Source organism: Morganella sp. GD04133, from assembly GCF_029835375.1.
In the GTDB taxonomy this organism is placed as follows: Bacteria; Pseudomonadota; Gammaproteobacteria; order Enterobacterales; family Enterobacteriaceae; genus Morganella; species Morganella morganii_B.
The window spans coordinates 26,759-41,093 of record NZ_JAODZS010000025.1; the positions used below are offsets into that span (position 1 = coordinate 26,759).

Genomic DNA, 14,335 nt, shown 5'->3' on the forward strand with positions numbered 1-14,335 from the left:
TGTATTCATTTTGCGCCTGCAATAAAATAACGCAATATTCGCGCTCCTTTATCGGGAACAACCAGTTAATTTATTTACAAAGGGAAACTTATCCGTGGAAAAATCGCAACCGGGTTATGATTTACCTAAACTAATATTCGCCGTCGGAGCGATATCAATTCTCATTGTCATTAGTTTTTGGGTATTAAGTCCGTTTCTTCCGGGCTTCGTCTGGGCAGGTATGATAGTCATTGCCACCTGGCCGGTTTATACCGCTATCCGCCGCCGTGTCCGTAACAGCCGCTGGATAGCCGCATCCATTATGGTCATGCTGATTATTCTGTTGTTTGTCTTTCCGCTGGCTTTGCTTATCAACAGTATCGTCGAAAACAGTGAACCGCTGATGCGCTGGGTCAAATCTCCGGGGCAGCTGACACTGCCGGAGCTGTACTGGCTTGACTCAATCCCGGTTATCGGGCCGAAACTGTTTGCCAGCTGGACAACCCTGGTCGCCAGCGGCGGTAACGCCATGATGGCAAAAATCCAGCCTTACCTCGGACAGGGCGCGGCCTGGTTCCTGACACAGTTACTGAGTGCCGGTAAATTCCTGTTCCACCTGGCGATTATGCTGCTGTTCAGTGCCCTGCTCTACCTTCAGGGCGAAGAAACAATGCGCGGCTTCCGTCATTTCGCCCTGCGTCTCGCCGGGATGCGCGGTGACGCCGCCGTGTTGCTGGCAGCCATGTCTGTACGCGCTGTGGCGCTGGGGGTTGTGGTCACCGCATTAACCCAGGCGATTATCGGCGGACTGGGTCTGGGGCTGGCCGGCGTACCGTTTGCCGCGATTCTGACTGTACTTATTTTTATCTGCTGTGTGGCACAACTCGGCCCGCTGCTGATTATGATCCCGTCCATCATTTATCTGTTCTGGACAGGCGATACCACCTGGGCTGTGGTGATGATTGTCTGGGCCGGTATAGTTGCCACCATGGATGGCATTCTGCGTCCGTATCTCATCAAAATGGGGGCAGATTTACCGATGGTTCTGATTCTGACGGGTGTTATCGGCGGGATGTTATCACTCGGCATGATCGGACTCTTTATCGGCCCTGTCGTGCTGGCCGTTTCTTACACACTGCTGAAGGCATGGATGAATGATGTGCCAAAGCCATCAGATGACCTGACGGAAGTTCGTGCTTATATGGAAGAACAACTCTCGGAAAAAGAATAAGTTTTTAATCAGAGGTGCCGGAACGCACCTCTGATATATTTAATTAATTATTCAATTATGGTTCATAAATAGCATTAATAATTTGAAATATTAATATACATTGAGAAAAATATACCGGACTTATTCCCGTTACGGACAGAGGTTCTGAATATATTTCACTTATCTAACAATCAGTAAATATATATATTGAGACAATTCTTAATGCAGGCATATCTTAATTATTTTAATATATCCGCCATCAAGTAACGAATTAAAAGGTATTGTTATTTATTACAATGATACCTTCCGAATACAAATATTGCTGTGTGTAGTCTTTGCCTGTCAGCCCATGATAGGCTTTTTTTTTGCCTGTAATTCAGGATATCTGATTTGGTTTTATTTTGATTTGCCTTAAGTGCTGACGGATATTCTAACATCGAATACCAAAAAAAAGCCCGAAATAATCCGGGCTTTTAATCATTTTAAATGACTGAATCAGTGATTTTCTGCTAATGAAATCCAGGTTTTCACTACAGTATCCGGATTAAGCGAAACACTGTCGATTCCCTGCTCCATAAGCCAGGCCGCAAAATCCTGGTGATCGGATGGTCCCTGACCACATATTCCCACATATTTGTTACGTGCTTTCGCCGCGTTGATCGCCATCGACAGCAGCGCTTTCACCGCATCGTTGCGCTCATCAAACAGCGTGGAAACCACACCGGAGTCACGATCCAGACCCAGCGTCAGCTGTGTCATGTCGTTGGAGCCGATAGAGAAACCGTCGAAATACTCGAGGAACTGGTCAGCCAGCAGTGCGTTTGACGGGATTTCACACATCATAATCAGGCGCAGGCCATTTTCGCCGCGTTTCAGACCATGAGCCGCCAGTTCATTCACCACGGCTTCTGCCTGTGCCACAGTACGGACAAACGGGATCATCACTTCGACGTTAGTCAGATCCATATCATTACGCACACGTTTCACTGCTTCACATTCCAGTGCGAAACAATCACGGAAATCATCATGCACATAACGACCGGCACCACGGAAGCCCAGCATCGGGTTCTCTTCATGCGGTTCGTAGATATCCCCGCCGACCAGGTTGGCATATTCGTTGGATTTAAAGTCAGACAGACGGACAATCACTTTCTTCGGATAGAACGCCGCGGCAATCGTGGCAATCCCTTCAACCAGGCGACCGATATAGAATTCCACCGGATCATCATAGCCCTGCATCATACTGCGGATTTCCGCCTGTAATTCCGGGGTCTGCTGATTAAATTCCAGCAGTGCGCGCGGGTGTACACCAATCATACGGTTGATGATAAATTCCAGACGCGCCAGACCGACACCTTCATGCGGCAGGCAGGCAAAGTCAAATGCACGGTCAGGGTTACCGACGTTCATCATGATTTTGGTGCCCACTTCCGGCATTTTATCGATTTCAGAAGAGTGGATATCAAAATCCAGTTTGCCGCCGTAGACGTAACCGGTATCCCCTTCAGAACAGGAAACCGTCACTTCCTGACCTTCTTTCAGGAGTTCGGTGGCATCACCGCAACCAACCACCGCCGGGATCCCCAGCTCACGGGCAATGATTGCCGCATGGCAGGTACGGCCGCCACGGTTGGTCACAATCGCCGCGGCTTTCTTCATGATCGGTTCCCAGTCCGGGTCAGTCATATCAGTGACTAACACATCACCCGGCTGAATACGATCCATCTGGCTCAGGTCATGGATAACTTTGACCACACCGGCACCGATACGGTGACCGATTGCACGGCCTTCAACCAGCACATTGCTCTGGCCGTTCAGCTGATAACGTTCCATCACCTGCTGATTGGAACGGACAGTTTCCGGACGTGCCTGCACGATATACAGTTTGCCGTTGTTACCGTCTTTCGCCCACTCGATATCCATCGGACGACCGTAGTGTTTTTCAATGGTAACAGCCTGTTTTGCCAGCTCTTCCACTTCACTGTCGGTCAGTGAGAAACGTTTGCATTTTTCTGCATCCACATCCTCAATACGCACCTGTTTGCCGTGACTGGTGTCATCCGCATAAACCATCTGGATTTTCTTGGAACCCATGGTACGGCGGACAATGGCCGGACGGCCTTTTGCCAGGGTTGGTTTGTGGACATAAAACTCATCAGGGTTTACCGCACCCTGCACCACCATCTCACCCAGCCCGTAAGCGGATGTAATAAAGACCACCTGGTCAAAACCGGACTCGGTATCGATAGTGAACATCACGCCGGAAGACGCGAGGTCAGAACGTACCATGCGCTGAACACCGGCAGACAGCGCAACACCACGGTGGTCATAGCCCTGATGCACGCGGTAAGAAATCGCGCGGTCATTAAATAATGAAGCAAATACGTGCTTGATGGCGACCATAATCGCATCAATGCCCTGCACGTTTAAGAAGGTTTCCTGCTGTCCCGCGAAGGAGGCATCCGGCATATCCTCAGCCGTTGCGGAAGAACGCACAGCAAAAGATGCGCCTTTCTCGCCTTCGGACAGCTGTTCATACGCCTGACGGATATCCTGCTCAAATTCCGCGGAGAACGGGGTATCAATTACCCATCCGCGGATCTGTGCACCGGCTTTCGCCAGCTGGTTGACATCGTCAACATCCGTTTTATCCAGCAGCTCATAAATACGCTGGTTGACGCCACTTTGCTCAAGAAAGTCATTGAAGGCCTGTGCCGTGGTGGCAAAACCATTGGGAACAGACACGCCTAATCCGGAAAGATTGGTTATCATTTCACCTAAAGACGCATTTTTACCACCGACACGGGGTACGTCATTCATACCTAATTGGTTATACCAAAGTACATTACACGGGGTTTGACCATTGTTGGACATTGCAAGCAATCCTTTTAACATTCAAAAGAAGGTAAAATCGGAAATACGGGCTCTGCTGAGCATCAGAAACAGATTATCACAATGTTTGTAAGAATATAGACAGGTGAATCGATCAACCCGATTACAATATTTTTTTATCCTTTATAATCATGTTTTAATTTATTTGTGCCGTTGCTCCGGATTATCGATTCAGCAAAAAACATAGGAAAATAAATAACATGTCTATCACAACCGGCTCATCTTCTGATACACAAAATAAAGAAACACGGAGTGTCTTCTTTATTTCTGACGGAACGGCGATTACGGCGGAAGTATTAGGTCATGCTGTATTGTCTCAGTTCCCTATTGATATTATCGCTTACACTCTGCCTTTTGTGGCAACCGTAGAGCGTGCGCTGGAAATCAGACAAAAAATCGATACCATTTTTGAAACCACCGGGTTACGCCCGCTGGTGTTCTACTCCATTATCTGTCAGGACGTGCGCGAAGCCATTACCGGCAGTCAGGGCTGCTGCCAGGACATCGTCCAGACCCTGGTGGCACCGATTCAGAAAGAGATTCAGATGGAACCTCAGCCGATGTTCAACCGGACGCATGGTTTATCCAAACGCAATCTGAGCCAGTATGACGCCCGGATCGCCGCCATTGATTTCGCGCTGGCGCATGATGACGGTGTTTCCCTGCGTAATATGGATCAGGCTCAGGTGATTCTGCTCGGCGTTTCCCGCTGCGGTAAAACCCCGACCAGCCTCTACCTGGCGATGCAGTTCGGTATCCAGGCCGCCAACTATCCGTTTACCGCAGATGATATGGACAATCTGCAGCTGCCTGCTGCCCTGAAACCGTATAATAAAAAACTATTCGGTCTGACCATTGATCCTGAACGTCTTGCCGCTATCCGGGAAGAGCGCCGTGAAAACAGCCGCTACGCCTCAATCCGCCAGTGCCGGATGGAACTGGCAGAAGTGGAAGCACTGTACCGCAAACACAAAATCAGCTACCTCAACACCACTAACTATTCGGTGGAAGAGATATCGACAAAAATCATCGATTCTCTGGGATTAAACCGCCGTATGTTCTGACAGCGGAAACGGTTAAGTGGATCACATTCCCCCTGTGCTCCACTTTCTGCAATTGTATCTTGTAATCATCACGTTTTCGTTTATTGTGATCGGTATCACTGTGGTTTCACACAGCAACTGACCGAATTCAGAGACAGCATTAATCTATGGAAAAAACGGATGAACTGCGCACACGGGCAATAGACAAACTGATCACCCCGTCTGCGCTGGCCGGCGAGTTTCCGGCCACAGCAGCAATTACTAAGAATGTCGCCACATCACGAACCCGCATTGAACGCATTTTAACCGGTGACGACCCGCGTCTGCTGGTGATTGTCGGCCCCTGCTCTGTGCATGACCCGATTGCCGCACTGGATTACGCACAACGCCTGAGCGAGCTTCTGCCAAAATACAGCGCGCGCCTTGAAATTGTGATGCGTACCTATTTTGAAAAACCGCGTACGGTGGTCGGCTGGAAAGGCCTGATTTCAGATCCGCGTCTGGACAACTCCTGTCAGGTCAATGAAGGTATCCGGCTGGCACGCAAACTGCTGATCGACGTTAACGCACTGAATGTCCCGACAGCCACCGAGTTTCTCGATATGGTCACCGGGCAGTATATTGCGGATCTGATCAGCTGGGGGGCAATCGGTGCCCGGACCACGGAAAGCCAGATCCACCGCGAAATGGCCTCCGCACTCTCCTGCCCGGTCGGCTTCAAAAACGGGACTGACGGCAATATCAAAATTGCGATTGATGCTATCCGAGCCGCACAGGCCGGTCATATGTTCCTGTCACCGGATAAAGACGGTCAGATGACCATTTACCAGACCAAAGGCAATCCGTTCGGGCACATTATTATGCGCGGCGGCAAAACACCGAACTATGCCGCCGGTGATATTGCACACGCCTGTGATCAGCTGCGCCAGTTTGACCTGCCGGAACATCTGGTGATTGATTTCAGCCACGGTAACTGTCAGAAAATCCACCGTCGTCAGCTGGATGTCGCCAAAGATGTCGCACAACAGATTAAAGACGGTTCGCGGGCTATCGCCGGTGTTATGGCGGAAAGCTTTATTCAGGAAGGCACACAAAAACTGGTCAATCACAAAGCGCCTGTGTACGGGCAGTCAATTACTGACCCGTGCCTGAGCTGGGCGGATACCGTCACCTTACTGGATATTCTGGCTGACGCGGCGAATGCCCGTTTCGGCTGATTTTTTTCCTTATTATGAAACAGGATGCCCGGCATCCTGTTTATTCATCACTCATAGTTATCATTTACACACCATATAGTTGAGATACAGCTCACTTTTTCCATGTAAATCCCCCCTCCGGAAAGAAATCGCTTGTACAGATTCCATCATCTGCTGATAATAATTTGCGAGTGAGAATTGATATCAAATAAAATTATATGACTGAAAATAATCAGAATTCTGTGATATCCGGACGTTCCGGATATAAAAATACAGCAACAAATAAGATCACCGTTATCAGCAGCGAGGCACTCCTGGGGCCTCAGCAACGCATTATTATCCACCATCAGAATGATAGTACATATAATAAATTCATTATTTATCAATGCAATATGTGAATTTATATCACCGTAAAATATGATCATGAGCATCGTTATGTACACACATCTAATGATTGCTAATGACTGTTCTTGACATCTGCCGGTTGCACATCCAAACTAATACTGTATATTTAAACAGTGAAATAAGAGGTGATCACATGCTCCGTATTGATGTTATTTTCAGCAGCAACCAAAAAGAGATAATACCACCCGGTACATTTGAGGCACTGGAAAAAGAAATTGATCGAAAGTTTCGGGCTCAGTATCAGGATATGAACGTTCGTATTGCGTGGGGAACCAATGCAACGATGTCAGTAACGGGCGGGAAAAATGACAAGGACAACAAAAAAATAAAGGAGATACTGCAGGAGATTTTTGAGGATGGCAGTTGGGTGCCTGAAACGACAGACGCTGCTGATGATGTAGAATATTTTGATAAGTAAGCGACAGCCGCGCCGGGCATCCACCAGCGCGGCTTTGTTTTATTTACGTTGTGGCCGGAAAATACCGGTAAATCGTCGATACCCCCACGCCATAAATAATTGCCAGCTGCTGCCGTGAATGACCTTTATCCAGCGGCAGCCTGTTTGAACCCGGTCTTATCTGACTGGTGGTGTGGGCCACGCCACTGTATCTCCGGGGGATGGATCTACCGCCTGCACCTTCTGCACGTACAGCATCCATTCTTTGAGCCTGGCTTTATCTTCGTCCGTGATAATGCCGAGCATTAACTGAGTCCGCCACAGCTCCGTTTTTTCGCTGGCTTCTGCAAGCAGCGCCTGCTTTTTGTGTTCGGCATCATTAATCAGCCGTGACTGTGCAACGGGCGGATTTAAATACGCCTGTGTCTCTTTGGCTGACATTTCCGTCATGCTTTTTAAATTCTCACGAATTTCAAAGAAAACCGGAAAAACAGCGTCATACTCTGCCTCAAGCTGCTGATAGTCTGTTTTTACACGGTTAAACTCCCGGGCCGCCTCATCATATATGATGGTTTTTTCCTCAACATCCCGCATCAGGGTGGCCGTTTCCTCTGTATCGGTATTCTCACTGTCTTCCGGACTCTCAAATATCTGGTTAAGCCGGGTTTTTGCTTCATTCAGTTCATGCTCTGCATGCCGGAGTCGGCTGTCTGCATCAGTCAGTTCCGGCTCCTTTTCAGAGAGCAGGGATTCCAGCACAGCCAGCCCCGCAACCTGTGATAAACATATATCGTCATAAGCGTACACAGCGTTTTCTTTATTTTTGTAATATTTCATCGTTACCTCAACTCAGACCATTTATCCAGGCTGTTCGCCTCTACTCTGTATGTACTGCCTGCGGGGATAATGGCAGACCCCGATGCCATGCGCGTAAATCCCGAATCAGACCCGCCGGTGCCTGAATTTGAAACAGTGACACCATCGACATAAATCACTAATGACGCCATGGCGAGGGCAGGTACGGTACTTGCAAACAGGGCAATCGTCCGCCCGCTGGTATTCGTATAATTAACACCAAGATTCCGGGTACTTTTTACATCAGACCACCGCTGACCTGCGCCGAATACTTTTATCGCGGCAACCGCATCAGTAACCGCTTTCTGACTCATGACATTCGCTGTCGATGCGCCGGTCGTCTGCAAAATATCACTTTTTGCTGCTGTGCCTGCCCCCGTCACCTTCGCTAACGCTATCGCGCCGTCATTAATTTCACCGGTTGGTGTGACACGAAAAATAGGCACAGGTGCGGCACCGGACAGGTCAGCGACTGCAAACATACCGGTATTACTGATTTCAACACCATAATTACCGTTCGGTGATGACATAAGTACCGCTGACGTTCTTGTTGAAAACCGATCACCATCGGCTTTGGTATTTGCCAGGTCAGTCACCGCTTTCTGGCTCATCACGCTCGTTGTTGATGCGCCCGGCACCTGAACGACTGCGGTTTTGTCGAGTTTGCCGCTGACATCAGTAATCCCAGCTTTTTTACCGAGTTCGGTTGTCAGAAGCTGTTGTGACACCACCTTGCCGGTATCATTTCCCAGCTGCTGAGCGATATCCGCTTTATCGATTTTTTTAAGCAGCTCCAGCTTTAAATACGGATGGGTGACGTAATCGCCATTGCCGATAATCCGGCCGATCGCCTCCGCAAGCTGGGTGTCATTATTTTTATCCTGGGGAACTCCTGCTTTTGTCAGCACACCCAGAATTTCCCGCTGAACGGAATTAAGCCAGGCAGCATCAAGAATTGTCGGCACGATGCCGGCGGCCACATTGCCGTTTGTCCATTCGCCGTTTTTATCGGCTGTACTGGTGACATCACCAATTTTTTTCATAATAAGGCCTCACTCAGTGAAGGTGATAATTAGTCGTTGATAGTCAGGGTTTACTGGTCGTAACCGACCTGAAGGAACGTGTGAGAAGGTGAAATCTGATTAAACTGGCACTCGAGGTAATGTTCCCCCCACGAACGCAGCGGCTCACCGCAGTAACTGCTCCCGGCAACCGCATATGTCAGCTGTGTGTTTCCGGCGTTGATACGCCAGACGAACGGCCATTCATCACCGTTCAGTGCGTCACCACAGGATGAAAGCCCCGCTCTTGCCTGCCGGAATTCGGTAATGGTGATGCTGTAACCCATCTCGGCAGCCAGGCTGATGTAATAGGGTTTTGACATCCCGCCGGTGCGCAGCAGTTTTGAAAGAACTGCGGATTGTCGTTTCGGGATGGTATCCATTTCCCCGATCGCACAATCATCCGGCAGACCGAGTGTTTTTTCCCACTCCGGCAATAACGTTGTGGCTGTCCCGGGAAACGCGCCTTCGAGCAGCTGAACAGCATCAATATCCGAAGCTTCATAACTACGTGCCAGAGCGCGGAGAACAGCATGCATATCTGATCCCGGCCGCCAGTCCCATGCCATACCCTGCGGAGCCAGACCAATCATAGCCTGAGTGTAATCATCAGCAGTGTAATTCATGTGTAAGACACCTCCCCGCGCTGCGCCAGCTCACCGGTACTCAGAATAATATTTTCAGCCGGTTTTCTCAGGACGAAACCGGTAGTGCCCGGGATATCAGCAATCGCATACTGCAGATCGGAAAGGTAGATTTTTGCGCCGCCGGTCGGATCACTGTCCCGGAAAAACACATCATCAATAGCCTTAGCTATCTGCTGATGCAATCCGGAGGTTGCACGGCTCAGTCCTTCAATTTCAAAATCTATCTTTTTCGCGATTGGGGAACATACCCATACCACCGCCGTGACCGTCTGCACATCCCAGATATGATCTGCCACACGTAACTGGTCACCGGTGGCATGAACGGCATAGTCTTCTTTAGTGGCCGGTCCGTCAGTCCCCTGCGGAAACCCGCCATTGCCGTTGTCGTCACACATGATGTAAATACCGACCGACCCGGCCCCCAGCAGGCGGCGCTTCACCCAGGCACGGGTAATTCCGGGTACTTCTTTTGCCCAGCCTTCATAGTCAGTATCGCTTCCGCCCTGAGGGGGCTTTTGGTATGCGTGCAGAACACGCTGGCGAAAAAGCTCTTCGTTCTCAATATCACTGCCGCCGGTGATCGGCTCAACCGCAACGCAATCCGAAGAAACGCCGGAGATGGCGATCTCAAGTGTCAGTTTTGTGCCTGCCGGCGAGTTGCCCGCAGCACCGCCGCCATAAATGTTATCGTCAATGCCGGGCAGAATAGCTTCAACAGACGCAAAGCCTTTCCCGTCCGCGTTGATATGAGTTTCAGTTACAGACTGGTACCGGTATCCGTCACCCCGCGTCATCACCGTCCCGGCCGGAATGATGCTTCCCGGAACACCGTCAAACTGCACCTTCTCACAGGTGGATTTGTTCGGGGGTTTGCGGTACACCCGTTTCATTGCCCCCCATCCTGCCAGATGTTCATCTGTTGCGGTAAACGGGGTTGCCTGCTTTGCAATATAATCCAGGTAGGCATAATGCAGATGGGCCATACCGGCATCCATATCCGCCAGTACCCGCATATTGGAATACCGCAGCAGCGCACCGGGTGTTTTCAGTTCATTGCGCAGGAAATTCCGGTTCTGCTCCCGCAGATCAGTCAGCGTTTTACGCTTAAACGGCATTTATTGTTTCTCCCATACCCAGTAAAAACGCAGATCTTCCGCACCGGCATCCGGCCGTTGATAACGGATAACCATGTTCAGCCGCTGCGGCCACACTATTTGTGTCCGGATCTGAATATCAGGCACAACACCGTCCGTTATCATCCATGCCAGCGCCTCACGGGCGTAATCCTCTGCTTTCCTTGCAACCTTCGTGGTCAGTTTCTGACGCCTCAGTAACCAGAGGCGGGAACCGATAAACCCATCCGTTCCGGTATCCGCCCACCAGCCACGCCTGTGCTCATCCTCATAATCATCGTCGTTGTGCGCCCGGCGATCAGTGAACAGGCTGATGATAATCGCCGACTGCAGGTCATCACCGGAAATCAGGTCGCCATTGCCGGTTTTCCAGTACGCCCGCAGTGTATCCGCGTTCCACCAGGAAGAAATATCAGACATCAGACTGTCTCCTTAATCGACTTACTGGTTTTGGTGGCACTTCCCGGTTCCACATTTTCCACATCGTGATTATGCGAGTTATAACTGTCCCGCAGCGCTTTCAGTGTGGACGGGTTACTTTCGTAGTTATCAATGACATCACCGGACACTTTCAGGATCGGCGTATTCAGCACCACTTCTGTTTTGGCGTTGACCGTCACCTTATCGGCGTTATTGATGGTCACGTCTTTATCTTTGGCCTCAATCACAATGCCGTTTTCTGTCATGTGGATGTACATGCCCCACAGGTTGTACATCACGCTTTCACCGGCAGAGAGTCCGGTATGCCGCGAACCGGGATGATTGCTGCCGATGACCACCGCACTGGAGCGGTTACCGCCGAGATAGGCAATCAGAACATCCGACCCCGGCGGCAGAGAGGAGGAAAAGCCGAATTCTGTCATACGATAAGTGCCGTCCCTGACTTCCAGCGCGGTGCTGTACTGGATGGTCTGAATCGCACCGTCATCTTTGGTGAGGCTGGATTTACCGGCACCTATCATCATCGCCATACGGGTTTTTAAATCACGGACCTGATCGCTCATCGTCACACCCTTATTACCTGGTAAAATTCGTACGGTTCCGCAATGAAGGCTTCCGGCGGCATCAGTTGCAATGTAGCCCTGGTTCCGCCCGCATCCCGCAGATAGGTCACATCAGATAATGTCCAGAATTTATCCGTCACACCAAGAACAGGGATGTTTATCGGGATCAGCGTATTCGGCTCCCACAGTTTCCCGGAGGCATCCCGCCAGCTGTCGACCATCACGCTCAGGATTTTTGAACGCCCGTAACGGCGGTTCATTTCCCAGTCGATACTTTCCTGCTCCCGTTTTGCCGTGATCAGGGTACTTTCGATAATGGTGATGTAATTCCGGTACCGCATTTTCCCCGCTTCCGGATCCCGCGCTGCCGCGTTTTGTACTGCTGACACATCCCCGGAAAATGGCGTAACAGACAGAGATACGCCGGTATAATCGGAATAGCGATCCGCCATGGAATCCGAAAAATCAGCGCTTTCAATATTTTTACCCTGCTCCACGCCGCTGGCTGCCACCTTGTCACTGACGCGGGTCAGCAGCAGATTTCCGTCAGGCTGTTCGTAATACAGCAGCGCAGAATACCGGCAGCAGCGCTCGATCACCTGCTGTGAAGACTCTCCCCAGTTCAGGGTGAATTGCGGGATAATCTGCAACCCGCTATCAGAAACCGAACTCGATACCTCAATGCTGTACCACTTCGCCAGTTTCTGTGCGATTTGCAGGGCATTTGACTGGCTGATCACGTTGTTCGGCCAGTTGGCGGAGCAGTCCACCAGATCCTGACACTTTCCCCGGCCTGACACGCTTATCTGGTGCTGATTTTTATTAATCTGCCCGTTCCAGGTGTCGATATAACCGGTAATAACCCGGTCCTGACCGAGAAACACCTCACAGGGATCACCCGGCTTAAACAGCTGCTTCTCATCCGTCGCCGGGTAGTAATCCATCAGGCTGATTTCAAAATCGTTCGGCAGCCGTTCAATACCCCGGGTAACCCGGACACTGTCCCAGCCGGAAATACGCTTTCCGTTTATCACCAGCGACAGTTCTTCGGTTTTTTTTGTCTCTTCCGTCATTTTTTCAGTGCCTTAAATCTGACCGGCATAAACGCCGGATGCCGGGGCTGAATCTCCATCACCAGTTCATCACTGCGGTCAGCATCCTGATAAAGACGGTTTGCCACATTGAGAGACGGCAGCACTGACGGCAGGGAATAAGACGACAGGCGACCGCTCTCCGAGCCTTTATCGGTGAAGAAAATAACAACCTGCTCACGCAGGTTCAGAAGGGAAAGATAGATGTCATCCAGTGCCAAATCCCCGGTAATAGTCATAGCATCATCGAGAGACTCGCAGACCTCCCGCTGATATCCGGCGGCTTCGGTGCTGTTTGTCGGATCAGACTGTCCGGCAACAACCGAAAGTGCCGATGCCGCCAGCACGACCAGCATCATCTCAGTCAGGGCCGCGATTCTTTTATCCTGCTCTGTCTGCTGATATTCCAGACTGCGGAACCGGGATAGTGTATTCAGGATCTGCATCTTCTGGCCGGTATCACCATCCATTGTGATCAGGATGACAAACACCTGTTGTATCTGCGTAACAAACTCTTCCGGTGTTGCAGATTTACTGACTGCTGTGAGCGTTTTATCCAGTTTTTGCCGGTCAATAATTGCCTGATTCAGCGTTTTATCGATAATTTCACGGTCGTCAGCATCATCCCGGTGTATGCGTCTGCCGGTCGCCCCGGAAACAGCGCCCCCCGCACTGCCTTTCTGATAGCGCCCGTATTTACTACTGCCGAACACGCTGTTCAGTGAATTACTGAAGTTTGTGACCTCATTCACTGCACTGCCGGCCATATTGATCCAGAAATCTGCTGTTTGTTGCAGAGTCTTCATCATCTGTGTGACAGAGCGGACTTCACCTTTAATTATCGCGATTGTTTTCAGGGTAAGGTGTGCCGTCTCCTTCAGCCACTGCCCGAACGTCAGCTCACCGGTTTTTTCACTGTCGGTGATGGCAAACACTTTCAGGCCGGATTCGATAACCACCAGCTCAAATTCAAACACCCTGCCGCTTTCTGCGTTTTCAGATACCCGCAGGCCGCTCTCAGTCACGCTGACGGTCATTTCCCCGAGTGTCGGGTGAACCAGTGTTCCGGCCTCACCACTCTCACAGGCTGCCACCAGATTGTTACGCTGGGTGATAACATCCGGTGCGTCATACACCAGGCTGTCCTGAATCAGGAATCCCTTTATGGTGATCCGCCGGTTGCTGCGCCCCATGTCCTCGACCCAGGACTGATCGCGGTACGCATATTCGTGAATAGCCTGGCGGCGACCGAAAACACTTTCACCGCTGATCACACCGAACGGCACACCACGGAATGAAGCCTGCTGCAGGTGTTCTGACCAGTTCCAGTCCGGCTCAGTACCGAGCAGATCAGAGATGGCGTCTTTGATAATTGGCATGTGGGCTCCAACGACGAAACCCGCTGTTAAGCGGGATCCGAAA

13 protein-coding genes and 1 pseudogene are annotated in these 14,335 nt (G+C 50.5%); 4 read left to right on the forward strand and 10 right to left on the reverse strand.

The genetic code is table 11. The features are described 5' to 3' along the window. The first annotated feature begins 94 nt into the window (after positions 1-94). Complete coding sequence (gene ydiK / locus N7387_RS13410) at positions 95-1,210, forward strand: AI-2E family transporter YdiK (protein ID WP_262861060.1); 1,116 nt, start codon at positions 95-97, stop codon at positions 1,208-1,210. A gap of 474 nt (positions 1,211-1,684) precedes the next feature. Here ydiK and ppsA read toward each other — a convergent pair whose 3' ends face one another. Further along, complete coding sequence (gene ppsA, locus N7387_RS13415) at positions 1,685-4,063, reverse strand: phosphoenolpyruvate synthase (RefSeq protein ID WP_279799574.1); 2,379 nt, start codon at positions 4,061-4,063, stop codon at positions 1,685-1,687. Positions 4,064-4,281: 218 nt separating this feature from the next. Between ppsA and N7387_RS13420 the strand changes: the two genes are divergently transcribed. From N7387_RS13420 to N7387_RS13430, 3 genes are all read left to right on the forward strand, one after another. Next, on the forward strand, positions 4,282-5,145 hold the full coding sequence (locus tag N7387_RS13420; RefSeq protein WP_025153009.1) for a pyruvate, water dikinase regulatory protein: 864 nt from the start codon (positions 4,282-4,284) through the stop codon (positions 5,143-5,145). A gap of 146 nt (positions 5,146-5,291) precedes the next feature. Then, positions 5,292-6,341: a 3-deoxy-7-phosphoheptulonate synthase gene (locus N7387_RS13425; protein WP_262882315.1), complete on the forward strand. Its 1,050-nt coding sequence runs from the start codon at positions 5,292-5,294 to the stop codon at positions 6,339-6,341. Between the two features lie 517 nt (positions 6,342-6,858). Then, positions 6,859-7,143 (forward strand): DinI family protein, encoded by a 285-nt coding sequence (locus N7387_RS13430; protein WP_262861063.1) that lies wholly within the window; start codon positions 6,859-6,861, stop codon positions 7,141-7,143. Positions 7,144-7,186: 43 nt separating this feature from the next. On the opposite strand, the pseudogene N7387_RS13435 reads toward N7387_RS13430, so the two are convergent. The 9 genes and pseudogenes from N7387_RS13435 to N7387_RS13475 all read right to left on the reverse strand — a co-directional run. Continuing rightward, positions 7,187-7,285, reverse strand: a pseudogene (locus tag N7387_RS13435) (helix-turn-helix domain-containing protein); the annotation flags it as partial. 14 nt (positions 7,286-7,299) lie between these two features. Beyond that, positions 7,300-7,959 (reverse strand): tail fiber assembly protein, encoded by a 660-nt coding sequence (locus tag N7387_RS13440; protein WP_279799578.1) that lies wholly within the window; start codon positions 7,957-7,959, stop codon positions 7,300-7,302. A 2-nt stretch (positions 7,960-7,961) separates the two neighbouring features. Continuing rightward, the gene (locus tag N7387_RS13445) at positions 7,962-9,020 is read right to left on the reverse strand and encodes a hypothetical protein (protein WP_279799579.1); all 1,059 of its coding nucleotides are present in this window, start codon (positions 9,018-9,020) and stop codon (positions 7,962-7,964) included. A 50-nt stretch (positions 9,021-9,070) separates the two neighbouring features. After that, positions 9,071-9,664, reverse strand: a complete 594-nt coding sequence (locus N7387_RS13450) for a putative phage tail protein (RefSeq protein ID WP_279799581.1) — start codon at positions 9,662-9,664, stop codon at positions 9,071-9,073. Then, on the reverse strand, positions 9,661-10,800 hold the full coding sequence (locus N7387_RS13455) for a baseplate J/gp47 family protein (RefSeq protein WP_279799583.1): 1,140 nt from the start codon (positions 10,798-10,800) through the stop codon (positions 9,661-9,663). The genes N7387_RS13450 and N7387_RS13455 overlap by 4 nt, the downstream gene beginning before the upstream one ends. Next, on the reverse strand, positions 10,801-11,238 hold the full coding sequence (locus tag N7387_RS13460; RefSeq protein WP_262860949.1) for a phage GP46 family protein: 438 nt from the start codon (positions 11,236-11,238) through the stop codon (positions 10,801-10,803). It lies immediately after the preceding gene. Next, complete coding sequence (locus N7387_RS13465; protein WP_274371739.1) at positions 11,238-11,822, reverse strand: phage baseplate assembly protein; 585 nt, start codon at positions 11,820-11,822, stop codon at positions 11,238-11,240. Before N7387_RS13465 ends, N7387_RS13460 begins: the two co-directional genes overlap by 1 nt. Positions 11,823-11,824: 2 nt before the next feature. Then, positions 11,825-12,895 carry a phage baseplate assembly protein gene (locus N7387_RS13470; RefSeq protein WP_279799587.1) on the reverse strand — a complete coding sequence of 357 codons (1,071 nt, stop codon included), beginning with the start codon at positions 12,893-12,895 and terminating at the stop codon, positions 11,825-11,827. Next, positions 12,892-14,292 (reverse strand): DNA circularization N-terminal domain-containing protein, encoded by a 1,401-nt coding sequence (locus N7387_RS13475; RefSeq protein ID WP_279799590.1) that lies wholly within the window; start codon positions 14,290-14,292, stop codon positions 12,892-12,894. The genes N7387_RS13470 and N7387_RS13475 overlap by 4 nt, the downstream gene beginning before the upstream one ends. Positions 14,293-14,335 lie beyond the last annotated feature (43 nt).

What these genes read in the sequence shown, in the direction of transcription:
- N7387_RS13460 (WP_262860949.1), bottom strand. Translation starts at nt 11,238, where the DNA reads ATGTCTGATATTTCTTCCTGGTGGAACGCGGATACACTGCGGGCGTAC.
- N7387_RS13430 (WP_262861063.1), top strand. Translation starts at nt 6,859, where the DNA reads ATGCTCCGTATTGATGTTATTTTCAGCAGCAACCAAAAAGAGATAATA.
- N7387_RS13455 (WP_279799583.1), bottom strand. Translation starts at nt 10,800, where the DNA reads ATGCCGTTTAAGCGTAAAACGCTGACTGATCTGCGGGAGCAGAACCGG.
- N7387_RS13445 (WP_279799579.1), bottom strand. Translation starts at nt 9,020, where the DNA reads ATGAAAAAAATTGGTGATGTCACCAGTACAGCCGATAAAAACGGCGAA.
- N7387_RS13470 (WP_279799587.1), bottom strand. Translation starts at nt 12,895, where the DNA reads ATGACGGAAGAGACAAAAAAAACCGAAGAACTGTCGCTGGTGATAAAC.
- N7387_RS13420 (WP_025153009.1), top strand. Translation starts at nt 4,282, where the DNA reads ATGTCTATCACAACCGGCTCATCTTCTGATACACAAAATAAAGAAACA.
- ppsA (WP_279799574.1), bottom strand. Translation starts at nt 4,063, where the DNA reads ATGTCCAACAATGGTCAAACCCCGTGTAATGTACTTTGGTATAACCAA.
- N7387_RS13450 (WP_279799581.1), bottom strand. Translation starts at nt 9,664, where the DNA reads ATGAATTACACTGCTGATGATTACACTCAGGCTATGATTGGTCTGGCT.
- N7387_RS13475 (WP_279799590.1), bottom strand. Translation starts at nt 14,292, where the DNA reads ATGCCAATTATCAAAGACGCCATCTCTGATCTGCTCGGTACTGAGCCG.
- N7387_RS13425 (WP_262882315.1), top strand. Translation starts at nt 5,292, where the DNA reads ATGGAAAAAACGGATGAACTGCGCACACGGGCAATAGACAAACTGATC.
- N7387_RS13440 (WP_279799578.1), bottom strand. Translation starts at nt 7,959, where the DNA reads ATGAAATATTACAAAAATAAAGAAAACGCTGTGTACGCTTATGACGAT.
- N7387_RS13465 (WP_274371739.1), bottom strand. Translation starts at nt 11,822, where the DNA reads ATGAGCGATCAGGTCCGTGATTTAAAAACCCGTATGGCGATGATGATA.